Source organism: Enterococcus faecium (assembly GCF_029023785.1).
Classification (GTDB): Bacteria; Bacillota; Bacilli; order Lactobacillales; family Enterococcaceae; genus Enterococcus_B; species Enterococcus_B faecium.
In genome coordinates this window covers 2,020,267-2,043,896 of record NZ_CP118955.1, presented here as the reverse complement: position 1 = coordinate 2,043,896, position 23,630 = coordinate 2,020,267, and the positions used below count along the sequence as shown (strand labels likewise).

At 38.1% G+C, this 23,630-nt stretch carries 22 protein-coding genes, 1 pseudogene and 1 riboswitch; of the genes and pseudogenes, 16 read left to right on the top strand and 7 right to left on the bottom strand.

The genetic code is table 11. The features are described 5' to 3' along the window. Window positions 1–206: 206 nt before the first annotated feature. Together rlmN and PYW34_RS09960 are read left to right on the top strand one after the other, a co-directional pair. On the top strand, window positions 207–1,274 hold the full coding sequence (gene rlmN, locus PYW34_RS09965) for a 23S rRNA (adenine(2503)-C(2))-methyltransferase RlmN (RefSeq protein ID WP_002293986.1): 1,068 nt from the start codon (window positions 207–209) through the stop codon (window positions 1,272–1,274). Then, complete coding sequence (locus PYW34_RS09960; protein ID WP_002321602.1) at window positions 1,264–1,470, top strand: hypothetical protein; 207 nt, start codon at window positions 1,264–1,266, stop codon at window positions 1,468–1,470. Before rlmN ends, PYW34_RS09960 begins: the two co-directional genes overlap by 11 nt. On the opposite strand, the gene PYW34_RS09955 is transcribed toward PYW34_RS09960, so the two are convergent. Further along, complete coding sequence (locus PYW34_RS09955) at window positions 1,467–2,570, bottom strand: iron-containing alcohol dehydrogenase family protein (RefSeq protein WP_002303623.1); 1,104 nt, start codon at window positions 2,568–2,570, stop codon at window positions 1,467–1,469. The genes PYW34_RS09960 and PYW34_RS09955 overlap by 4 nt on opposite strands. A 552-nt stretch (window positions 2,571–3,122) precedes the next feature. On the opposite strand from PYW34_RS09955, the gene aac(6') reads away from it, so the two are divergent. Further along, the gene (gene aac(6') / locus PYW34_RS09950) at window positions 3,123–3,671 is read left to right on the top strand and encodes an aminoglycoside N-acetyltransferase AAC(6')-Ii (RefSeq protein ID WP_002293989.1); all 549 of its coding nucleotides are present in this window, start codon (window positions 3,123–3,125) and stop codon (window positions 3,669–3,671) included. Window positions 3,672–4,164: 493 nt separating this feature from the next. On the opposite strand, the pseudogene PYW34_RS13075 reads toward aac(6'), so the two are convergent. Then, window positions 4,165–4,284: pseudogene (locus tag PYW34_RS13075) on the bottom strand (ribonuclease P). A gap of 178 nt (window positions 4,285–4,462) precedes the next feature. On the opposite strand from PYW34_RS13075, the gene PYW34_RS09945 reads away from it, so the two are divergent. Continuing rightward, complete coding sequence (locus PYW34_RS09945) at window positions 4,463–6,124, top strand: peptide ABC transporter substrate-binding protein (RefSeq protein ID WP_002289796.1); 1,662 nt, start codon at window positions 4,463–4,465, stop codon at window positions 6,122–6,124. Window positions 6,125–6,193: 69 nt separating this feature from the next. Here PYW34_RS09945 and PYW34_RS09940 read toward each other — a convergent pair whose 3' ends face one another. Further along, window positions 6,194–6,541 carry a DUF3899 domain-containing protein gene (locus tag PYW34_RS09940; protein WP_002293992.1) on the bottom strand — a complete coding sequence of 116 codons (348 nt, stop codon included), beginning with the start codon at window positions 6,539–6,541 and terminating at the stop codon, window positions 6,194–6,196. A gap of 83 nt (window positions 6,542–6,624) precedes the next feature. Here PYW34_RS09940 and opp3b point away from each other — a divergent pair, with 83 nt between their 5' ends. From opp3b to PYW34_RS09915, 5 genes are read left to right on the top strand one after another with little or no spacing between them, the layout of a single operon-like run. Next, on the top strand, window positions 6,625–7,566 hold the full coding sequence (gene opp3b, locus PYW34_RS09935) for an oligopeptide ABC transporter permease (protein ID WP_002293573.1): 942 nt from the start codon (window positions 6,625–6,627) through the stop codon (window positions 7,564–7,566). After that, a complete protein-coding gene (locus tag PYW34_RS09930) occupies window positions 7,567–8,610 on the top strand; it encodes an ABC transporter permease (RefSeq protein ID WP_002293994.1) in 1,044 nt (347 codons plus the stop codon). A 5-nt stretch (window positions 8,611–8,615) separates the two neighbouring features. Next, on the top strand, window positions 8,616–9,686 hold the full coding sequence (locus PYW34_RS09925) for an ABC transporter ATP-binding protein (RefSeq protein WP_002289332.1): 1,071 nt from the start codon (window positions 8,616–8,618) through the stop codon (window positions 9,684–9,686). After that, window positions 9,676–10,629 (top strand): ABC transporter ATP-binding protein, encoded by a 954-nt coding sequence (locus PYW34_RS09920; protein ID WP_002289330.1) that lies wholly within the window; start codon window positions 9,676–9,678, stop codon window positions 10,627–10,629. The genes PYW34_RS09925 and PYW34_RS09920 overlap by 11 nt, the downstream gene beginning before the upstream one ends. A gap of 11 nt (window positions 10,630–10,640) precedes the next feature. Further along, entirely contained in the window at window positions 10,641–11,651 is a 1,011-nt protein-coding gene (locus PYW34_RS09915) for an RNA-guided endonuclease TnpB family protein (protein ID WP_002333423.1), read from the top strand. A gap of 284 nt (window positions 11,652–11,935) precedes the next feature. Here the strand turns inward: PYW34_RS09915 and PYW34_RS09910 are convergent, their stop codons facing one another. Together PYW34_RS09910 and PYW34_RS09905 are read right to left on the bottom strand one after the other, a co-directional pair. Beyond that, complete coding sequence (locus PYW34_RS09910) at window positions 11,936–12,757, bottom strand: NUDIX domain-containing protein (protein WP_002293995.1); 822 nt, start codon at window positions 12,755–12,757, stop codon at window positions 11,936–11,938. Window positions 12,758–12,853: 96 nt separating this feature from the next. Further along, on the bottom strand, window positions 12,854–13,132 hold the full coding sequence (locus tag PYW34_RS09905; protein WP_002289337.1) for a hypothetical protein: 279 nt from the start codon (window positions 13,130–13,132) through the stop codon (window positions 12,854–12,856). Between the two features lie 267 nt (window positions 13,133–13,399). Here PYW34_RS09905 and metG point away from each other — a divergent pair, with 267 nt between their 5' ends. Continuing rightward, on the top strand, window positions 13,400–15,409 hold the full coding sequence (metG, locus tag PYW34_RS09900) for a methionine--tRNA ligase (protein WP_002289325.1): 2,010 nt from the start codon (window positions 13,400–13,402) through the stop codon (window positions 15,407–15,409). 478 nt (window positions 15,410–15,887) lie between these two features. On the opposite strand, the gene PYW34_RS09895 is transcribed toward metG, so the two are convergent. After that, window positions 15,888–16,475, bottom strand: coding sequence for a hypothetical protein (locus PYW34_RS09895; protein WP_002293998.1), 588 nt, complete (start codon window positions 16,473–16,475; stop codon window positions 15,888–15,890). Window positions 16,476–16,649: 174 nt separating this feature from the next. Between PYW34_RS09895 and PYW34_RS09890 the strand changes: the two genes are divergently transcribed. From PYW34_RS09890 to PYW34_RS09870, 5 genes are all read left to right on the top strand, one after another. Then, window positions 16,650–17,972 (top strand): APC family permease, encoded by a 1,323-nt coding sequence (locus PYW34_RS09890; protein WP_002294000.1) that lies wholly within the window; start codon window positions 16,650–16,652, stop codon window positions 17,970–17,972. 154 nt (window positions 17,973–18,126) lie between these two features. Beyond that, entirely contained in the window at window positions 18,127–18,903 is a 777-nt protein-coding gene (locus PYW34_RS09885; protein WP_002294001.1) for a TatD family hydrolase, read from the top strand. Continuing rightward, window positions 18,896–19,465, top strand: a complete 570-nt coding sequence (gene rnmV / locus PYW34_RS09880; RefSeq protein ID WP_002305490.1) for a ribonuclease M5 — start codon at window positions 18,896–18,898, stop codon at window positions 19,463–19,465. The genes PYW34_RS09885 and rnmV overlap by 8 nt, the downstream gene beginning before the upstream one ends. Beyond that, window positions 19,458–20,342: a 16S rRNA (adenine(1518)-N(6)/adenine(1519)-N(6))-dimethyltransferase RsmA gene (rsmA, locus tag PYW34_RS09875; RefSeq protein ID WP_002294004.1), complete on the top strand. Its 885-nt coding sequence runs from the start codon at window positions 19,458–19,460 to the stop codon at window positions 20,340–20,342. Before rnmV ends, rsmA begins: the two co-directional genes overlap by 8 nt. A 472-nt stretch (window positions 20,343–20,814) precedes the next feature. Next, entirely contained in the window at window positions 20,815–21,444 is a 630-nt protein-coding gene (locus tag PYW34_RS09870; RefSeq protein WP_002294011.1) for a hypothetical protein, read from the top strand. A gap of 123 nt (window positions 21,445–21,567) precedes the next feature. Here the strand turns inward: PYW34_RS09870 and PYW34_RS09865 are convergent, their stop codons facing one another. Further along, window positions 21,568–22,677, bottom strand: a complete 1,110-nt coding sequence (locus PYW34_RS09865; RefSeq protein WP_002289507.1) for an ABC transporter ATP-binding protein — start codon at window positions 22,675–22,677, stop codon at window positions 21,568–21,570. A 208-nt stretch (window positions 22,678–22,885) separates the two neighbouring features. Between PYW34_RS09865 and mgsA the strand changes: the two genes are divergently transcribed. Further along, window positions 22,886–23,308: a methylglyoxal synthase gene (gene mgsA / locus PYW34_RS09860; RefSeq protein ID WP_002289508.1), complete on the top strand. Its 423-nt coding sequence runs from the start codon at window positions 22,886–22,888 to the stop codon at window positions 23,306–23,308. A 186-nt stretch (window positions 23,309–23,494) separates the two neighbouring features. Continuing rightward, window positions 23,495–23,593, top strand: a riboswitch (THF riboswitch). Window positions 23,594–23,630: the final 37 nt, after the last annotated feature.

The window sequence follows — 23,630 nt, the reverse complement described above, 5'->3', positions numbered from 1 at the left end:
AAACGAATAACCAATAAAAAGACAAGGCATGATGATACCAAAAGAAAAAATGGTTTTTTTCCATCTTTTCTAATACGGTATGATGTCTTGTCTTTTTAGTTTTTGTGAGATTAAAGTTCTATTCGATTTATTTGTGAAGTATTGCATTAAGGAAATGAATCATGTATAGTATGTAGCGAAACTTTGAGAAAAAGAGGGAAAATACTTTGGAAAAACAGTCCATTTATGGCTTGACGAATGAAGAATTAATCAATTGGTTTATAGAAAACGGCGAGAAAAAATTCCGAGCTGCCCAAGTTTGGGAATGGTTGTATCAAAAACGTGTAAGTAATTTCACAGAAATGACGAATCTATCGAAACAATTGATCGAAAAATTATCGGAGCATTTTATCATCAATCCTCTAAAACAGATGGTCGTCCAAGAAGCTTCGGATGGTACAGTAAAATATTTGTTTGAACTCCCTGATAAAAACATGATTGAGACTGTACTGATGAGACAAGAATATGGCTTGTCAGTTTGTGTGACGACACAAGTAGGATGTAATATCGGCTGTACGTTTTGTGCAAGCGGGCTGCTCAAAAAGAACCGTGATCTGACTGCTGGAGAAATTGTTGCACAGATCATGATGGTCCAACATTATTTTGATGAGCGCAATCTTGGCGAACGCGTTTCACATGTCGTTGTAATGGGGATCGGTGAGCCATTTGATAATTACGACAATGTAATGGACTTTTTGCATATCATCAATGATGCCAAAGGATTGGCAATTGGTGCTCGGCACATTACAGTTTCCACTAGTGGATTAGCACACAAAATCAAGGAATTCGCTAATAACGGCTTGCAAGTCAATCTGGCTATTTCCTTGCACGCGCCGAATAATGAGGTGCGAACATCGATCATGCGGATCAACCGAAGTTTCCCAATTGAGAAATTGATGGAAGCTGTGGATGAGTATTTAGAGAAAACAAACCGTCGAATCACGTTTGAATATATCATGTTGAATCAAGTAAATGATAGACCAGAGCATGCGCAACAATTAGCAGATCTATTAAAAGATAAGAAAAAATTAGCATATGTCAACTTGATTCCATATAATCCAGTCAGTGAACATGATCAATATTCTCGCAGTCCAAAAGCTGATGTATTGAGATTTTATGATGTATTGAAGAAAAACGGCGTAAACTGTGTGATACGTAAAGAACATGGTACAGATATTGATGCAGCTTGCGGACAATTGCGAAGCAAGCAAATGAAAAAAACAGTTGCCAAATAATCGTATCCTACTCGTTTTTTCAATTACCATAAAAGGAGCAGTTTTCTTAATTAAGGAACTGTTCAACTTAAATAAGAGAAAAGATTCTATAGCGAAAGCTATAAAGCTTTTTTTGACAAGAAAAACCCTCATCAAGCAAAGAAATGTCCTCAATTTGATGACAGCCTGCTTGATGGGGGTTTTAGCAATTATTTAACTGATTTTCTTATATCCTTGCTGGCTTTCTTGTGTAGCATGATAAGTTTCTACGTCAAGAATGGCCTGTTTAAATTTTTCTCGGGTGATTTCATAAGGCACATGTTTAATATCATTTGTTGCCATGGCTTTATCTAAGATTGCTTCTAAATCGGTCGTGACATTGAGATTCATGTCGGTTAACGATACTGGAAGTTGGTTCTTTTTCATAAACACATAGATTTTATCAAACAAATCGAACTGCTGATCCATCATCAATAAGGTCAGTACACCATAACTGACAGATGCTCCGTGAAGGTATCCCTCCATTTTTTCTAGAACAGTCGTACCGTAATAGAATGAGTGTGCCATAGCAGAATTATAGTTATTGTTAACTAAAACAGAAACCAATCCGGTAGTAACAATGATATCCGAAACGACTTGTTCAATTGCATATGAGGGACGATCGTCGGCACTATCTTTCAATGCTTGCGTACCATAAGTCAAGAGACGATCAATGCACATTTTTCCGATTTGGATTCCTAATCTATCCGTGTAGCCTAGATCATCGCCACGAGCAGAAAAAGTAGATTCGACTTCTTTGGATAAAGCATCGCCAATACCTGCCCATAAGTATTTATCAGGTGCTTCGGCAATAATTGCTGTATCAATGAAGGTGTGTACAGGTGGTTTTGAAGGAAAGAAGAGTCCGTCCATTACGCCTTCTTCGTTATAGATGACACATACCGCAGTGACGGGCGAACAGTTCGAACCAATAGTGGGAAAGGTGAAGACTGGTTTAGCTAGTTTTTCACCAATGACTTTTACAGTATCGCAAGCACGGCCACCACCGACTGCAAACAGGACGTCTGCTTTTTGGACACTTTCATGCTGGATCAACTGTTCAATATTTCCATAAGTTGAATTACCCCCGTACCAGAGACTGGCGACAACCTCTATTTCCTGTGTCAAAGCTACTTTTATTTTGTTTTCTGCCTTTGAAAGTGCAGTCTTCCCTCCAATCAGCACTACTTTTGTCCCATATTCTTTGACGATTCCATTTGCTTTTTCATACGCATCTGTTCCAATGGTATAATTTGGTAAGAAAACACTTTGACTCATATTCATTTCCTTCTTTCTTCGTTGAAACGGGTTAAAATTTTAAAGAGTGATCGATCTGACTGCGGCTGTAGATGGAGTAGAGGTGAACCTAAGACAGGATAAGTGATGAATAAGGTGGCATGAACACCTTGAAATCATCAATAAGTATCCTAAAAACGAACAAGTACAAAAACATTGAAAACGACAATAATGAATTTTTGTTCCTCTTAGTATTTCTACCGATTCCCTTTGCTTTTTTGTAATTATCTAAAAATTCTAAAAATTAAGATTATTATATGAAAACAGGTTTTATTTGTCAATTCATAATTGGTTTTTTTTAAAGCAAAAGATAATCTATATCATGATGAACAAACAGAGTTTTTTCCTCCAATTGATGGCTTTCCTGATCTTTCCTATTTTGAATAAAGTGTTTCTGTATAATTTTTTTATTTTATAAGTAAGATAAATAATGAAAGAATAGAGATACTGATTGGTAGCTAAAGATTTTTGAGCGAGAACATTTCGTTTTTTCAAAAGGACTGTTAGAATAAGCAAGAACAAGGGGGAAGACGTATGATAATCAGTGAATTTGACCGTAATAATCCAGTATTGAAAGATCAGCTTTCTGATTTACTGAGACTGACTTGGCCGGAAGAATATGGAGACAGCTCGGCAGAAGAAGTAGAAGAAATGATGAATCCAGAACGAATCGCGGTAGCAGCGGTAGACCAAGATGAGTTAGTAGGATTTATTGGTGCAATCCCTCAATACGGTATCACAGGTTGGGAATTGCATCCATTAGTTGTAGAAAGCTCCCGACGAAAGAACCAAATAGGTACTCGATTAGTCAATTACTTAGAAAAAGAAGTAGCTTCCAGAGGAGGAATCACGATTTATTTAGGTACGGATGATTTAGACCATGGAACAACGTTAAGTCAAACGGACCTGTATGAGCATACATTTGATAAAGTGGCTTCCATCCAGAACCTTCGTGAACATCCGTATGAATTCTATGAAAAATTAGGTTATAAAATCGTAGGTGTCTTACCAAATGCAAATGGCTGGGACAAACCGGATATTTGGATGGCAAAAACGATTATTCCTCGACCAGATTCTCAATAATAAAAAGAGGTTGTGACAGAAGTAATCAGCTTCAAGAAATAAGAAGGAATTTACGAAAATTACTTCTTGAATTTTTGTGAAATTCCAACTTATTTCCGAAGAAGCTACTTTTGGAACACCGTGTACCAGAGGTTGTGAAAAAGCTGTCCTGCATCAAGTAATAAGAACAGCCAAACAAAAATAGCTCCTCATATTTTTCGTTTGGTTGGGCTTATTACCGCAGATGCAAGCTTTTGAACACCGTTTAGTGGAGAGGTTGTGAAATCAGCGTCCTGACCTGAGTATTAGAGAAACAAACGGAAAAATAGTTCTTCATATTTTGCCGTTTGTTGAACTAATATCGAGGGTCAGCTGATTGAACACCGTTTAAGGAAGAGGTTGTGAAAAAGTCGCTTAGTTTCGAGTAGTAAGAAAAATTTTGTGAAAATGGCTTTCTACATTTTTGCATAAATTTGGCTTAATACCGAGAAACTGGCTTTTGAACACCGTTTATTCAGATAAGGGACTGTGACAAGACTTTTGTCACAGTTTCTTTTTGTTTATTCTTTTTTATCTTTGTATGTCAATAATAGACAATATAACGAAAATTATTTAATGGCTTTTGGAAGACCATGGAAAACCTTGTACAAAGCTATTTTTTCTGAAAAATTCCTTGAAACCTCACGAAAAAATCATTATTTTATGAAAAAGACAAAAAAAAGTGTTGATTTTTTAATAATTATTCATTAAACTCTTAAACAACTTCAGAAAATATTAATTATTCTGAAAATTCCAATAAAGGGGTACGTAAAATGAAAAAGAAATTTACATTTGGTTTGGTTGCGGTATGCGGCCTTGTACTTGCTGGATGTTATGGCGGCAGTTCAGCCACAAGCAGTAGTTCAGCAAAAAGCGGTTCAGCAGATGGAGGAGGCGTATTTAACTTAGTCGTGCCTCAAGAAATGCCTACAGCTGACTTATCAGTTGCAACAGATACAATCAGTTTTACAGCATTGAATAACGTTTATGAAGGAATTTACCGTCTTGATGAAGACAGCAAACCACAGCCGGCAGGAGCTAGCGAGTTGGCAGAAGTCAGTGAAGACGGATTAACTTACAAAATCAAATTACGAGAAGACGCAAAATGGTCAAATGGTGATCCTGTTACAGCAGCGGATTACGTTTATGGCTGGCAACGAACAGTAGACCCAGCTACAGCTTCTGAATATGCTTACCTGTATGCGCCAGTTGAAAATGCAGAAGACATTACAGCTGGAAAGAAAGATAAATCAGAACTAGGGATCAAAGCAGTTGGTGACTATGAATTAGAAATCAAATTGACGAAACAAACACCATATTTCCAATATCTGCTTGCTTTCCCATCATTTTTCCCACAAAAACAATCCGTAGTGGAAGAAAATGGGGATGCCTATGCATCTGCAAGTGATAAAGCTGTTTATAATGGACCATTCACATTAGAAGATTTTGATGGACCAGGAACAGATACAGAATGGACTTATAAGAAAAATGATCATTACTGGGACAAAGATACAGTAAAACTTTCTGAAATCAAAGTCAGTGTAGTAAAAGAATCTTCTACTGCATTGAACTTATTCAAAGATGGCCAAGCAGATGACGTGATCTTGTCTGGTGAGTTAGCACAGCAAAACGCAAACGATCCAGCTTATACTTCTGTTAAAGAAGCGCGGACAAGCTATATCGAATTCAATCAACGTGAAAAGAATTCACCATTCAACAATGTGAACCTAAGAAAAGCTATTTCTTATTCTATCGATCGTGAAGCTTTAGTAAAACAAGTACTAGGTGACGGATCAGTTGTCTCTACAGGATTGATCCCATCAGATATGGTAAAAAGTCCAACAACGAACGAAGACTTTGCAAAAGAAGCTGGAAAATTAGTTTCTTATGACAAAGATAAAGCAAAAGAATATTGGGAAAAAGCGAAAAAAGAATTGGGCGTTGATTCTTTAGAATTTGATTTGATGGCTTCTGATGATGATTCATCGAAAAAAGTAATCGAATATGTTCAAAACTCAATCCAAGAAAACTTGGATGGCGTAACAGTCAAACCAACACCTGTTCCATTCTCTGTACGTCTTGACCGCTCAACTTCGGGTGATTTTGACGCAGTACTAGGCGGATGGGCTGCTGACTATGCAGACCCAAGCAGCTTTACTGATTTGTTTGTCACAGGTAATTCATACAACCGTGGTCGCTGGAGCAATGCAGAATATGACGAAGCAGTTAAAGCAGCTTCATCAACAGACGCTGGCGATGAACAAGCCCGTTGGGATGATTTCCAAAAAGCAATCAAGATCATCTCTGATGATATGGGTGTCGTTCCGGTGTACCAAAAAGCAGAAGGTCACCTAGTGAATGAAAAAATCAAAGGTATCGTTCACCATGCGGCAGGCGCTTCATGGGATTACAAATGGACATACGTTGAAGAATAATCGTTAATACCGTGAGCATGAGAAAAAACGAGGCTGCGGCAAATGTCGCAACCTCGTTCTCATATTCACTTATCCTAACAAAGAAAAAAGCATGAAAATAGCAGAAAGAGCAATTAGTATTCCGGCAATGATCAGCCAAAAGCTGTACATACCGTAGCTGGCAGACGAGAGCGAGGAAAATTCTGGTTTTTTCTTTCGGTTCCTTGTTCGTGCAAGATGGACCGATCGCTGAAAATGATCGAAGAAACCCGAAGAAAAGACCCATAAAAAACCGCCGATAATCAGAAACGGCAATGACCATAAGAATAGATCATTAGATAATTGAATGAGTGTAAAGGAATGGTTGATGAGATTTTTTATTAAAATAACCAGAATCAGTAGAAAAGCTACTGCGTAGGGGATAGATTTTTTTTTCATTTGATTGCTCCTTTATTTTTGGTTCATTATCTAATAATGTAGCGAAACATCTGTCAGAAGTCAAAAGCTAGGGGGAAACATTAGTGAATAGTTATATCAAATATGTATTAAAACGTGTCTTTTTCATGATCATCACGCTTTGGTTAATTGCAACAATCACCTTTTTCTTGATGCAATTGCTGCCGGGCACGCCATATACGAATCAGGAACGTTTGAGTCCTGAAACAATCGAGATGCTAAATAAACAAGTCGGTTTGGATAAACCAGTTATCGTACAATATGGGATTTATCTTTCTAATTTGCTTCAAGGAGATTTTGGAATTTCCTTCCAATTTAAAAACCAGCCAGTCGCACATTTGTTAGCTGGAAGAATCGGACCATCCTTGCAGTTAGGGTTACAGGCAATTATCTTTGGAACAGTCCTAGGGACGATTTTAGGAACGATCTCTGCCATGAAGCAAAATACATGGGCAGATACATCTTCTACACTCGTAGCGATATTAGGTCGTTCCATTCCAAACTTTGTATTTGCTGTTTTATTACAATATATCTTTGCAATCAAATTACAAGTTTTGCCAATCGCAAAATGGGATGGCTTTGTGTACACAATCTTACCAACAATTGCGTTGGCCATGTCGCCGCTTGCTGACTCTGCTCGGTTTATCCGTACGGAAATGGTGGAAGTACTGCATAGTGATTATGTGGAATTAGCAAAAGCAAAAGGATTGAGCCGTTGGGAAATCGCCTTTAAACATGGTCTTCGAAATAGTTTGATTCCATTGATGACTTTATTAGGACCGTTAGCTGTAGCATTGATGACCGGATCACTGGTGGTAGAAAATATCTTTGCTATTCCTGGTATCGGGGAACAATTCGTTAAGTCAATCACAACAAATGATTATCCTACGATCATGGCTGTAACGATCCTTTACTCATTTATGCTGATTTTTGTTATTTTGATCGTGGATCTATTGTACGGTCTAGTTGATCCAAGAATTCGTGTTTCAGAAGGGAGCCGAGGATAAATGGAAATGATACCAAAGCGTTATGAAACAGTTGCAGATATCCCTGCGGATGAATTTCTTCCATTACAAAAAAATACCGAAGAAGAACGTGAACAGATTACTGCACCTTCTTTGAATTTTATCCAAGATTCATGGCGCCGTTTAAAGAAAAACAAAGCTGCCGTTATTTCAATGGTTTTACTATTGGTCATCATTTTGATCTCTGTGATCACAATCTTTGTTTCTCCTCATGATCCAACTGCCCAAAACGTGGCTTATATCAATTTGCCTCCTCGTATTCCGGGAATCAATATCGATGGATTGAATGGAAAAGCAATGGTTGGTGGTGAACTTGTTGATAAATATGCTCAAGCAAACGTCCCTTCAAACGTAAATTTCTTTTTAGGAACAGACGGTTTGGGACGTGATGTATTAAGCCGCTTATTTATGGGAACGAGAATCTCGTTGCTGATCGCATTTATTGCTGCATTACTAGATGTAACGATTGGTGTAGCTTACGGGTTGGTTTCTGGTTTGTTAGGCGGACGTGTCGATAACGTGATGCAACGTTTTTTGGAAATCTTATCAGGAATTCCAAACCTCGTTGTCATGATTTTGATGTTGGTCGTTTTTGAACCAGGAATTTTTTCAATCGTGGCTGCTATGGCCATCACAAACTGGATACCAATGGCACGTATCGTTCGTGCACAAACAATGAAATTAAAAGATCAAGAATATGTTTTAGCTGGATTGACATTAGGTGAATCAAGAATGAAAATTGCATTCAAACATATTTTGCCGAATATCTCTAGTGTCATTATTATTCAAATGATGTTTAGTATTCCATCTGCTATTTTCTTCGAAGCCTTTTTAAGCTTTATCGGTTTAGGTCTTACGCCTCCGTCAGCTTCATTAGGAACGATGTTGAGCGAAGGGTACAAGACATTCCTGTATCTGCCTTATCTATTATGGATTCCGGCAGTAACTTTATCGGTTATCATGATTGGCTTTAACTTACTTGCTGATGGATTGCGTGATGCCTTTGATCCTAAAATGAAAGAGTGAAGACGATGACGAAAATTTTAGAAGTGAAAGACTTAGAAATCTCTTTTGATACGTATGCTGGAAAGGTACGAGCGATTCGCGGTGTCAATTTTCATTTGAATAAAGGAGAAACATTGGCGATCGTTGGGGAATCTGGAAGTGGAAAATCAGTGACGACCAGAAGCATCATGCGCTTGCTGTCAAGCAACGCCAATATAGATGCTGGTCAAATCCTCTTTAAAGGTAACGATATCGTTGGAAAATCAGAAAGAGAGATGCAAAAAATCCGTGGTAAAGAAATAGCGATGATTTTCCAAGATCCAATGACCTCTTTAGATCCGACGATGCCCATTGGGAAGCAAGTCGCTGAGTCCCTTAGAAAGCATAATAAAGTTTCAAAAAAAGAGGGACAAAAAGCTGCATTAGAATTGCTTAAATTAGTTGGAATACCCGAAGCTGAGAAACGTATCAACAGTTATCCGCATCAGTTCTCAGGAGGTCAGCGTCAACGGATCGTGATCGCGATTGCACTGGTATGTTATCCGGAAATCCTGATTGCTGATGAACCTACAACAGCGCTTGATGTGACTATTCAAGCACAGATTTTGGAGCTGCTGAAAGAAATTCAGACAAAAATCGATACATCAATTATCTTTATCACTCATGACCTTGGTGTAGTAGCGAATGTCGCTGATCGTGTCGCTGTCATGTATGGAGGAAGAATCGTTGAAGTTGGAACATCGGAAGAAATTTTCTACAACCCGCAACATCCCTATACTTGGGGACTGCTTGGTTCAATGCCGACATTAGATAGTGCGAACGATCGATTGTATGCTATTCCTGGTTCTCCACCGGATTTATTGAACCCGCCAAAAGGAGACGCATTCTATCCAAGAAATGAATTCGCGATGAAAATCGATGCAGAACAAGAACCACCATTTTTTGAACTATCAAAAACACACAAGGCAGCAACTTGGCTACTTGCTCCGCAGGCACCCAAAGTGACACCGCCAGAAGAAATCCAACGTCGCTGGGCTATCTTTAAAGAGAAACAAAAACATACTTACGGTCAAGGAGGAATTGCTGATGCCAAATAAACTACTTGAAGTTAAAGGATTGAAACAGTATTTCAATGTAGGAAAAAAGAATGAAGTACATGCTGTAAATGACATCAGCTTTCACATTTATGAAGGAGAAACATTCGGTTTAGTTGGAGAATCTGGAAGCGGAAAATCCACTACTGGCCGTACGATCATTCGCTTGAATGAACCTACTGATGGTGAGATATTATTCGACGGTCAAGATATAACGAAGATCAAAGATAAAAAAGGTTTGACGAAATTCCGGCATGATGTTCAGATGATCTTTCAAGATCCATACGCTTCGTTGAATCCTCGTATGAAAGTCAGAGATATCATTGCCGAAGGAATTGATGTTAATGGACTAGCTAAATCATCTGAAGAGCGTGCAAAAAAAGTCGATGATCTATTGAGAACTGTTGGATTGAATCCAAGCCACGGTACTCGTTATCCTCATGAATTTTCAGGTGGGCAACGCCAGCGTATTGGTATTGCACGAGCATTGGCAGTAAAACCGCGTTTTATCATTTGTGATGAACCAATTTCTGCACTAGATGTGTCGATCCAAGCCCAAGTGGTCAATTTGTTGCAAGATCTCCAAAAAGAACATCAATTGACCTATCTATTTATTGCACATGATTTGTCGATGGTTAAACATATTAGTGACCGAATCGGTGTAATGCATAACGGCTTGTTATTAGAGATGGGAACAAGTGATGAAATCTATAATCACGGTGTTCATCCTTATACAGAAAGTTTGTTATCTGCTATTCCTCTACCAGATCCAGACCATGAGAGAAAACGCAGAAGAATCAAATATCAACCTGAACCAGATGACGGACAAGTACGTCAACTTCGTGAAATCGCACCAGAACATTTTGTCTATGCAACTGAGCAGGAAGTCCCATATTACGCAAAAAAACTAAAACGACAAAAGGAATCTCTTCTGGTTGCTAACTAGGAGGGACATAGATGCTAAAAGCTTTTAAATTCCGTATGTATCCGACAGAAGAACAAAAACAGCAATTGATTCGTACTTTTGGATGTGCTCGATTTACCTATAACCATTTGCTGAAAAAGCGGCAGAAAAGTTGGCAACAAACAGGAATAGCCAATTTTTCGCTCACACCCGCTACATTAAAAAAAGAATACCCATTCTTAAAAGAAGTAGACAGTCTTGCTTTAGCAAATGCACAGCTTAATTTGGATCGGGCTTTTCGCAATTATTTCAAGGGACGTGCCAGCTTCCCAAAGCTTAAAACGAAAAAAAGTATGTGGCAATCTTATACGACCAACAACCAAACCCGTACGATCTATCTGGAAAATGGCTACTTAAAGTTACCAAAACAAAAAGAACTAATCAAGATAAATCAGCATCGGCCAGTTGAAGGATCGATTCGCTCCGCTACGATTTCTGCTCGATATAATGAAGAATTTTATGTCGCACTACTTTGTGATGTTTCGCCAGTAAAAAAAGAATCTTTAGCTAAATGGATCGGGATCGCCTATCATCCGAAGACATTGATCCAAACATCTCGACCTCTAGAAGTAACTTTACCAAAATTTCACCAGACAGAAGAAAAGCTGCAACATGCACAGCGGAAATTGAATGTGAAAGTCCGCTCCGCTCACCATAGAAAGATCAGGTTAGATCAGGCAAGCAATTATCAGAAACAAAAGAGAAAAGTAATGGATCTTTATCTGAAACAAAAGAACCAGCGAGAAGATTATCTTGAACAATTATCTGGGAAATTGGTCAAACAATATGACTACTTATTTGTAGAATCTTTTCCAAAAGAAGAGGCACATGCTGATTTTTCTATTCACGACTGGCATAAATTAATAACAAAATTGCGTTATAAGTCCCAATGGTATAATAAAAAATTTCTTTTGATCAATACCGACGGAGCAGAAGAAAGCAATTCCGTAAGAAAGAGCCAAGTAGTAGAAAAAATGGGCAGACATTCGGTTATCAAGGGATAAAAAATGAATGAAACTGATAGGAGCGTTAGGGTTAGCCTTGTTAATAAAAAGTCTTAATGACTTTTGTTTCTAGGAATTTTTCTTTTGAAGAAAAGCTCACTAATTATGACAAACCAATAAAACAATAGCAGAAAAAGTTCGTACGAGCTTTTTCTGCTATTGTTAATTTTTTATTCAGAAAGTTTACGAATACATCAAAATTCTGAAACAAAAAACGTAACTCACAAAGAGTTGTTTTTGCGTTTTTTCTTGAATGATTAGGTCTGAATCTTTTGCTCACAACCTTATTCATGGTGCCCCGGCTTGAGCTGATAGATTTTTGAAGGACGGCCGATTCCTACAGGACGTTCACCGATCTCATCGAAATATTGGAGCATAGCTTTCTTAAAATTGGAATGATCGATCGTTTTATAATCGATCCCTAAGAATTTAGCAAATACTTTTCGAGCTTCCGTAATCGTGAAATCTTTACCTAAAACTTGTAGAACTTGCGGCTCGTGTTCCATTTTATTGACTACACGGTTGAATGCTTTCAAGATGATTTGACTATGGTCAAAAGCCAAAGTATCTTTGCCAGAAGACTCTCCAGTGACTAAATCAAGCGAGATAGCCACTTCTCCGCTAGATAAATGGATCTTGTTACTATGACGTTCTAGTGTGAACCAGCGTACTTCCTTGGCATCATCTCCGGCGATTAGCGGTTCTTCTCCAATAAAGGCTAAGTAGCTGACTGTGACGACCCAGCCTCGCGGATCTCGATTAGGCGTACTGAATGTATGCAGTTGCTCAATATTTTCTTTTGAAATAACCACACCAGTTTCTTCCTTTGTTTCTCTTAAGACGCTTTCTCCAGTTGACTCATCCTTTTGGACAAAGCCACCAGGCAATGCCCATGAATTTCGATAAGGATGCCCTTTTCTTTGGATCAACAAAACTTTCAGCTGATCTTCTTCTTTGTTATAGCACATCAGTACGATATCGACAGTCAAAGAGGGCTTGTCATATTCTGGACGTTCCTGTTTTTGATACCAGTTAAGAAATTCTTCTTCACTTGCTTCATGTTCATAATATAATTTTTCTTCTTCTTTAGAAGCAAAACGGTTCATCTGACCACCTCCATTGACAGTAAAAGTACTTTTTACCTTATTGTAGCAGACTCTGAAAAAAAACCAAGGATTTACTTGAAAAATCTAGGTTATCATTTAAATATGAAAAATAAATGGAAGTATGAGATTGAATAAAAAGAAAAGCAGATAAAACGGCAATACTTTATACCGCTCTTCACGAATGGCAAAGAAGCCACAAATAACGATATATACGTCAATGATAAAACGCAAAATCCAAGCTGCTGTCATAAAACTGTTCAAATGCCCATGGAGGTTAAAATAACCATACATACGAATATAAAAATAGCTGAATATTAAATGTGCTAATGAAAGAAAAGCAATACTAAGTGTAAAAAAAAGATGTTTCTTCTGCATGATTGTTCCAGTCCCTTACTAAGATAGATAGTCTTTATTATACCACGTGTGAGGGGAGAAATAAAAAGCCGTTTTTTAGTAGATATGAAACAAAACAAAAACCCGCATTTATTCAACCTATTCATCCTTTTAAAGGATAGATTGAACGTAGATAGAAGTCGTTTATCCAGTCTTTTTCATTTTGAAAAAAAGCTAACAGCATGCTTTTTTTATGGTATACTAGCAAGGAAACGAATTCGCATCATGCGATAAAGGAGGAAGAGCCCCGTGGCAGAAAAGGAAACTTTTTATATCACTACGCCAATCTATTATCCAAGCGGCAAACTTCATATCGGCAACTCGTATACTACGATTGCATGTGACGCAATTGCTCGTTATAAACGGTTGATGGGCTTTGATGTGTTTTATCTCACTGGAGTGGATGAACATGGTCAAAAAATCGAAACAAAAGCAGAAGAACTAGGTGTAAAACCGCAAGAATATGTAGATAAAATGGCGGCTGATGTCAAGAAATTATGGAAAACGCTTGATATCAGTTATGATAAATTCATTCGCACGACAGATGATTACCATAAAGCAGCTGTTCAAAAAATATTTGATCGTTTATTAGAACAGGGAGATATTTACTTAGGTGAATATGAAGGCTGGTACTCTGTTTCTGACGAAGAATTCTTTACAGAAACACAACTTGCAGAAGTGTACAAAGATGACGAAGGTAACGTGATCGGTGGTAAAGCGCCAAGTGGACACGAAGTAGAATTGGTAAAAGAAGAATCATACTTCTTCCGCATGAGCAAATACGCAGACCGTCTGTTGGAATACTATGAAGAACATCCCGAATTCATCCAGCCAGAATCTCGTAAAAACGAAATGATCAACAACTTTATCAAACCAGGATTAGAGGATCTTGCAGTTTCACGAACAACTTTTACTTGGGGAGTACCAGTCAAGAGTGATCCGAAACATGTGGTGTATGTATGGATCGATGCATTATCCAATTATATTACTGCACTAGGATATGGCTCCGAAGATGAAAGTCTATTCGAAAAATACTGGCCTGCAGATGTTCAGATGGTCGGTAAAGAAATCGTTCGCTTTCATACGATCTATTGGCCAATCATGCTGATGGCCCTTGATTTGCCTCTACCTAAAAAAGTATTTGGGCATGGCTGGCTATTGATGAAAGACGGAAAAATGTCTAAATCAAAAGGAAATGTCGTTTATCCTGAAATGCTTGTGGAACGTTATGGTTTAGATGCACTCCGTTATTATTTGCTTCGTGCTGTTCCGTTTGGGTCAGATGGTGTCTTTACGCCAGAAGATTTTGTTTCCCGTGTCAATTATGATCTGGCAAATGATCTAGGGAACTTATTGAATCGAACGATTGCTATGATCAACAAATATTGTGATGGACTCGTTCCTGACTATGCCTCACTTGTCACTCCATTTGACAGTGAACTGTCTACGACGGCTGCTAACGTTGTCGGACGTTACCATGATGCAATGGAAAAAATGGAATTCAATACAGCATTGGCTGAAATCTGGGTGCTGATTTCTCGTGCAAACAAATACATTGATGAAACAGAACCATGGGTATTAGCAAAAGACGAAGAAAAGAAAGCTGAATTGAATAGTGTCATGATCCATTTAGCTGAATCTTTGCGTATCGCAGCGATATTACTTCAGCCAATCATGACAGAAACGCCAGAGAAGATCTTCAATCAACTAGGATTGGACTCTGAAACAATGAATCTTGAAGGATTACACTTTGGCGAATTTCCTTCAGGAACAAAAGTAGTTGCAAAAGGTACACCAATCTTCCCACGTTTAGATATGGAAGAAGAAGTTGCTTTTATTCAAGAAAAAATGTCTGAAGGTACTCAAACAAACGAAGATACAGTCAAATGGGATCCAGAAGAAACAGAACTTGTTTCAACGAAAGAAAAACAAATCAAATTTGATGTATTTGAAAAAGTAGAACTAAAAGTAGCAGAAGTCATCAACTGTCAAAAAGTAGAAGGGGCAGATAAGTTGCTGCAATTCCGACTAGATGCTGGAGACAGCCAAGACCGTCAAATCTTGTCAGGAATCGCTGAATTTTATCCTGATCCAAGCGAATTGATCGGGAAAAAAGTCGTCATTGTAGCAAATCTGAAACCACGAAAGATGCGTGGACAAATCAGTCAAGGAATGATCCTTTCTGCAGAAGCACCAGATGGCTCTTTACAAGTAATCGAAGCACCAAAATCCATGCCAAATGGCTCAGAAATCGCATAGAAATTCAAAGGGGGTATGACACTAGTTGTGTCATACCCCCTTTTTCCGAAATTTGAGAAGCAATTTTCGTAAATTCCTTCTTATTACTTGAAGCCAATCATATAATACAGAAACAGAGAACTATCCAAAATAAATCCTAGAAAAAGAAGTACGAGCTTCGCTGATTTTTGTTAATTTAGAATAATACTAATAGGAATCGTAAAAACAGAAAAAAAGCATAATGATAAAGGGTCGGGCAGATTTTAATTGATTCATCTGGTACTCTTTTTTATTGTCCTTACATTCATAAAGTTTGAATGCAATGACTTTATTACATCTATATTTATATCTAACAGTAGCGTTGATGTGTTAATTATAAGTTCTATCACTTTATGTTCAATTAGTTTGTGCTCTTATATGTGTGATTGAAAATATAGATAAAAAAACAATCATCGGCTTTGACTTCGATGATTGTTTTCTTTATTTTGTAAAAATCCTATCACTTGATTTTATGGTAACCTTTTATTTTTGTCTTCAAACGGCTTGGTAAGAGAGCAGTAAGCAGTGCAAATGGGATCGAAAAGACATACCAGAAAATCGTACGTCCGATACCATAATGTTGATAGAGCTTTGTCAACATCACGTGTAACAAGATCAACCCTAAAAGCAAGGAGCCAGCTATAAACCAATGATTATCCCAATGCATGACTTCACTAAGTGCCATCACTCCAAAAGGATAGAAATAAAAATAGATCCCGACTAAGGTCATCCGCCAGTTCTTTGTAAATGTTCCGATATTCAATAAAAAGAAAATCGCTGAAAGCAAAATACCGATAGGCGGAAAAAGCCCAACCAAAAAGGAATACAACATCCCCCACAAGATCATCACAGGACCTTTGATCAATGCAACGATTGCGATGAACAAAGTCAGCAATATTAGTTTTTGTGATAACGTTGCAACAGTCATTAATCCAAATAAAATTAATGTGAACCAATGCCAATGGGACTGCTGTTGTTCTTTACGGGAAAAATCGACCCGGTTGGATAAATAATCTGCTAATTTCGGATAAGAACGCTTAAAATCCATAAACTGTTCCTCCTTCGTGGAAAAGGTAGGTTTAGTATACGAAAAATAAAAAAGAAATACATCCGTCTTAAGAGGGAGTTTTTCACTGAAAGTGGAGAAAAAAGAATGGTAAATTAAAATATTCTCAGTTATACTGAAAATTATACCAAATTTCAAAGAAGAAAGAGGATGGGAATGAAAGGCAAACTAAAACGAGAAATCAATCTGTTTGGCGCATTAGCTACCGTTATGGGAACCGTGATCGGTGCAGGCGTCTTCTTCAAAACTGCTGCTGTTACTGCTAGTACTCAGTCTACAAGTTTGACATTGCTAGCTTGGCTTTTGGGTGGTTTCTTAACGATCTGTGCTGGATTGACAGTGGCTGAATTAGCTACAGCAATCCCGGAAACTGGTGGAGCTGTAAAATATATTGAAGCTGCGTATGGAAAATTGCCCAGCTTTTTATTAGGATGGGCGCAAAGCTTGATTTACTTTCCTGCTAATATTGCTGCATTATCGATTATCTTTGCGACACAATTGACGAACTTATTACAATTATCTACCGATTATCTTTTGTTGATTGCAGTGATCACCGCTGTTTCTGTGACAGGGTTGAATTTGTTAGGGACAAAAGTCGGTGCTTCTGTACAATCAGTGACGTTGATTGTTAAATTAATACCAATTGCTGTGATTGTCATATGGGGATTATTGACCCCAGGACAAGGAACTGTCCAGTTATTTCCAATCGAAGCTGGAAAAGATGTTACTTTTGTCGAAGGATTGAGCAGTGCGTTGTTAGCAACGTTGTTTGCTTATGACGGCTGGTTAGGTGTCGGTGCAATGGCAGGGGAAATGAAACGGCCGGAAAAAGATTTGCCTAAAGCAATTATTCTTGGTTTGAGTTTTGTAACAGTCGTTTATCTATTGATCAATTTTGTTTTTTTGAAAACTTTGCCGATTGATCATCTTGCCGGTAATTTGAATGCAGCTTCTGAAGCATCAGACGTCATTTTTGGAGGAATCGGTGGAAAGCTGGTCACTATTGGGATCTTGATCTCGGTATACGGTGCATTGAACGGTTATACACTAACTGGGATCCGCGTGCCTTATGCGATGGCTTTAGAAGACGAGCTACCTTTCAGTAAACAGCTGACAAAGCTTTCAAAGAAGTTTACGGTTCCTTATGTTCCTGCGGTTTTCCAGTTAGCAGTAGCTTGTATTATGATGAGCCTTGGTTCTTTCGACTTTTTAACAGACATGTTGATTTTTGTGATGTGGCTATTCAGTTTACTGATTTTTATCGGTGTCTTTATTTTAAGAAAAAAAGCGCCGGAATTGCCACGTCCATATAAAGTACCACTTTATCCAATCGTTCCGATTATTGCGATTCTCGGTGCTATTTTCATTTTAGGTATGACGATGATGACGCAAACGAAATTAGCATTGATCGGTATAGGTGTTACCTTGATAGGTATCCCAGTCTATTATCAAAAAAAGAAAAAACGCTCAGAAGAGTAAAATATTTCAACAACAGACAGAAAAAGTACGAACTAGGTCCTCTAGATCTTCGTGCTTTTTCTATTTCAATAAAACAAGTTCTTCTATTTTGATTTTTGCTACTTCTGCAAGTAGTGCTTATGTGCTAAAGTAAGAATGAAAAGGAGAGATAAACATGATATTTGATTCTCATACCCATTTAAATGCTGAACAGTTCAATGAAGATATTCCAGAAACGATTCAGCGAGCACAAGAAATGGGGGTAACGAAAATGGCGGTCGTGGGCTTCGATACGCCAACGATTGAAAAGTCTTTGCAATTAAGCCATGACTATCCAAATATATACAGTATTATCGGCTGGCATCCGACAGAGGCTGGCAGTTATACGAAAGAAATCGAAAATAAATTACAAGAACAATTGACTTTACCAAAGGTTGTAGCATTAGGGGAAATTGGCTTGGATTATCATTGGATGGAAGACCCGAAAGAAGTCCAAGATAAAGTATTTCGCAGACAGATTGCTATCGCAAAAGAAATGAACCTACCAATCAGTATTCATACTAGAGAAGCACTTGAAGACACGTATCAAATCCTAAAAGAAGAAGATGTTCGAGATATCGGTGGAATCATGCATAGTTTCAGTGGTGATTATGAATGGGCAAAACGATTTCTTGACTTAGGGATGCATATTTCATTTAGCGGTGTCGTCACTTTCAAAAAAGCATTAGACGTCCAAGAGGCTGCAGCAAATGTACCAATCGAACGATTACTTGTGGAAACAGATGCCCCTTATCTGGCACCAGTTCCTTTTAGAGGAAAGCGAAATGAACCAGGCTATACTCGTTATACAGTAGAAAAGATTGCTGAACTTCGGAATCTTCCGACAGAAGAAGTGGCTGCCCAAACATGGACAAATGCGCACCGATTATTTGGTCTAAGCGAACATGGATAAGATGAAGATCCAAGAGATTATAGTCGTTGAAGGAAAAGACGATACAAGAAGGCTGCGGGAAGTAGTTGATGCAGATACGATAGAAACAATAGGGTCTGCAATCAATGAAGAGATCCTGATGCAAATTGAACATGCCCAAGAGACTCGTGGAGTGATCGTTTTTACCGATCCTGATTTTTCAGGAGAAAAAATAAGAAAAATCATTATGGAAGCTGTTCCTCAGGCAAAACATGCTTTTTTGCCGCGCACACAAGCTAAACCAAAGAAAAAGGGAAGCCTTGGTGTCGAGCATGCAAGTGATGCTGCTATTTTAGAAGCATTGAAAAAGGTCGTGACGCCAGACATTTCCCAAACGGCTGTTTCTGAAATCACTAGACAAGACCTTTTAGACTATGGTTTAATAGCTGGGGCACAAGCAAAAGAAAAACGAGAAAAACTAGGTGACGAGTTGCGCATCGGTTACACGAACGGCAAACAATTGGAAAAACGTTTGAAGATGTTTCGTATTACGCCGAAAGAACTCGCCCAAGCAATGAAAATAGTGGAGGAACAACATGAGTGAATATCGTGAAATTGCGACACCCTCTAGAACAAAAGAGATTTTATTGAAACATGGTTTTTCATTTAAAAAAAGTTTAGGACAAAATTTTCTGACTGAACCAAATATTTTAAGGAAAATCGTAGAAACTGCGCAAATAGATGAACATACGAACGTGATCGAAGTTGGACCAGGAATCGGTGCATTGACGGAACAATTAGCCAAGCATGCAAAACAAGTCGTAGCATTTGAGATCGATGATCGTTTGATCCCTGTATTGGCTGATACGATGCAACCCTATGACAATGTGACTATTGTACATCAAGATATTTTAAAGACCGATTTGTCAACAGCTGTTAGAGAAACATTTCATGAGGAGCTTCCGTTAAAAGTCGTAGCGAATTTACCTTACTATATTACGACACCGATCATGATGCATTTTCTTGAATCAGATTTGGTTGTGGATGAACTAGTCGTCATGATGCAAAAAGAAGTAGCTGATCGTATCTCTGCTGAACCAGGAACGAAAGCTTATGGTTCATTATCGATTGCTGTTCAATATTATATGGAAGCCAGTTTAGCATTCATCGTACCAAAAACAGTATTTGTCCCTCAGCCAAATGTAGATTCAGCGATTTTGAAACTGACAAGAAGAGATATACCGGCAGTCGAAGTGACAGACGAAAAAGCATTTTTCCGATTGACAAAAGCGGCATTTCAGCAAAGAAGAAAAACGCTTTGGAATAACTTGCAGCATTCGTATGGCAAAGATGACCAGACAAAAGCATGGTTAGCAAAAAGCTTGGAAACAGCTGGAATCGATCCAAAACGTCGTGGGGAGACTTTGTCATTACAAGAATTCGCCGCATTAAGCAATGCGATGTCAGAAAATATGCAGTAAAAAAAGAGGTTGTGACAGAAGTTGTGAAAAAGCTGTCCTGCATCAAGTAATAAGAACAGCCAAACAAAAATAGTTCCTCATGTTTTTCGTTTGTTTGGGCTTATTACCGCAGATGCAAGCTTTTGAACACCGTTTAGTGGAAAGGTTGTGAAATCAGCGCTTTGACCTGAGTATTAGAGAAACAAACGGCAAAATAGTTCCTCATATTTTGCCGTTTTTTGAGCTAATACCGAGGTTCAGCTGATTGAACACCGTTTAAGAAAGAGGTTGTGGTCCTGCCGTTTAACTCTAAGTCACAAGGAACAATTTCAAAAAACAGCTTCTCATGTTTTTGAGTTAGTTGGTCTTATTACTTGATACTCACACTCATTTTGTATGGATTTAGAAAAGAATATGTGTCTTGACAGTTATTAGTAAGTGAGTTATACTAAGTCGACATTTATGTGTCAAGACATATTAGGAGAGAGAAAAAATGAGAAAAAATTCAGTTCGAAAACTAACGATTTCTGCTTTATTGATTGGGATGGGGGTCATTATCCCAATGGTCATGCCTAAAATCATGATTCCACCAGCTTCCTTTACTTTGGCGTCTCATGTGCCATTATTTATTGCGATGTTTTTTACACCAGGAGTTGCAGTGGCTGTTGCGCTAGGTACGACATTTGGTTTCTTTTTAACAACGCCGGTTATCATCGCATTGCGAGCATTGTCACATCTTGTGTTTGCGTTGATTGGGGCTTGGTACTTGCAAAAGCATCCGAGTATCGTTTTAAAAAATGGACAGTTTACTTTTGCTAATTGGCGTTTCCAAGGGTTCAATTTTGTGATCGGTGTGATTCATTCTTTAGCAGAAATGCTAGTAGTCAGCATCTTTTACTTTATTGGTAATATGCCTGAAACATATTATTCTCAAGGATATTTTTATACAGTATTCATCTTGATGGGGATTGGTGGGCTTATCCACAGTTTAGTTGATTATAATATTGCTTATTTTATAGCAGGAACACTCAGCAAATATTTTGATATCCCCGTATTTACGGCAGCAAAAAAAGAAAATCGGAAAGAGTCGATTCAAGGGTACGCGAAGAAAACGACATATTAGACATGATCTCTCAAAAAAAAAACTCTCATCTAGTAATGGATAATAAATCCTCTAAGATGAGAGTTTTTTGTCCTAAAAAGAGCTGCACCAACATCTTCTGGCACAGCTCTAACAGGGGGCAATTTATGGAAGTTTGATGACTTGTTCTGTTTCTTTATCAAAGAAGTGGCCTTTGCTGATGTTGAAGGCAAGGTCGACTATTTCGCCTGGTTTATGGAAATCTCTTGCATCTACTTTTGAGATGAACTCAGTAGAACCAGTTTTTGTGTAAAGCATCGTTTCAGCTCCAAGTAATTCGGAAACGACAACTTCTGATTTCACTACGGCTTCAGGTGAAGCTTCAAGGGCTACTTGTTCACTGTGGATGTCTTCTGGACGAATACCGAAGATAACTTCTTTTCCTTCATAACCTTTTTCAACTAATACTTTGTTTTTTCCTTCAGGAATACGAAGCTTAAGCCCATGTCCATCTGTGATAACACCATTTTTCAATGTCACATTAAAGAAGTTCATGGCAGGAGATCCAATAAAGCCGGCAACGAACATATTGACGGGTGTATCATAAACTTCTTTCGGTGTACCGATTTGTTGGATAAATCCGTCTTTCATGATAACGATTCGGTCAGCCATAGTCATTGCTTCTGTCTGATCGTGAGTAACATAGATGGTCGTTGTTTCAAGACGCTGGTGAAGTTTGGCAATCTCAGCACGCATGGCTACACGTAATTTAGCATCTAAATTTGATAATGGCTCATCCATTAAGAAGACTTTTGCATCCCGAACGATTGCCCGTCCCAATGCCACACGTTGGCGTTGTCCACCAGATAAAGCAGCTGGTTTTCGTTTCAAGTATTCTGTCAGACCTAAGATCTCTGCTGCATTGTCCACACGTTTTTTGATGTCTGCTTTATCATATTTACGTAATTTCAAGCCAAAAGCCATATTATCAAAAACAGTCATATGAGGATACAATGCGTAGTTTTGGAAAACCATGGCAATATCACGGTCTTTAGGTGCCACGTCATTCATGACTTTTCCGCCGATATTTAGTTCTCCTTCAGAGATATCTTCCAGTCCCGCGATCATTCGCAAAGTAGTTGACTTTCCACAACCGGAAGGACCAACAAAAACGATAAATTCACGGTCTTTGATTGATAGATTAAAATCAGTTACAGAATAATTTTCTGCATTGTCATATTTTTTATATACGTTTTTCAGAGCCATTTCTACCATAATACGTTCCACACTTTCTTTTTTAGTTTTATTAACTATTTAAAGTATAAATGAAAGCGTTAACTAACTTCAATGTCATGTTGAACAAGAATTTTTTCTTTTTTTTGTCAATGTGCTAGTTTTAAGCTTTAATAAATATCCATAAGAAATAAAAACTGATACACTGGAGTAAATAAGTATGTTAACAATATCAAAAGGAGTGTCTCTTATGAAAATCGCTTTGATCGCTCATGACCGAAAAAAACCTATGATGGTGAAATTAGCAACAGCGTATAAAACAATATTGGAAAAACATGAACTTTTTGCTACCGGGACGACTGGGCAGAGGATCACGGAAGCAACCGGCTTGCCGATCCATCGGTTTAAATCCGGACCGTTAGGCGGGGATCAGCAAATTGGAGCCATGATTTCGGAGGATCAGTTAGATTTGGTGATTTTTCTTCGAGACCCGCTGGCTGCACAGCCCCATGAACCAGATGTAACAGCACTTATCCGTTTATCTGATGTCTATGAGATTCCGTTAGCTACGAATATCGGAACAGCTGAGGTGCTACTAAGAGGACTGGAAGCCGGCTTCCTAGATTTTCGAAGAATCGTCCATGAAATAGACAAGCATCCACTTTCATTTTGATGGATAAGCGTATGGAAAAATAACGTTTAATGTTCGCCTATATGTAGCTATAAAAGCTAAACAAACTGATAATATGCGATATAATACGAACGTATTGGATAATATAAACAATAATATTAGTTTTTCGTATTTGCAGTAAATGTGAAAATATGCTATAGTTTCTGTGGGAAAAGATCCCAAAAATAATACAGAGTAGAAAATAAAGCGTTAAGTGCTAAGAGGATGGGATGTTGCCTCTTGGACGAAGGACGTAATGTTCGCGGTTTTATTTTCGCATTCGCTGCATGATACGATGTAGCAGCTCTTAAAGGAGATGCTAAAA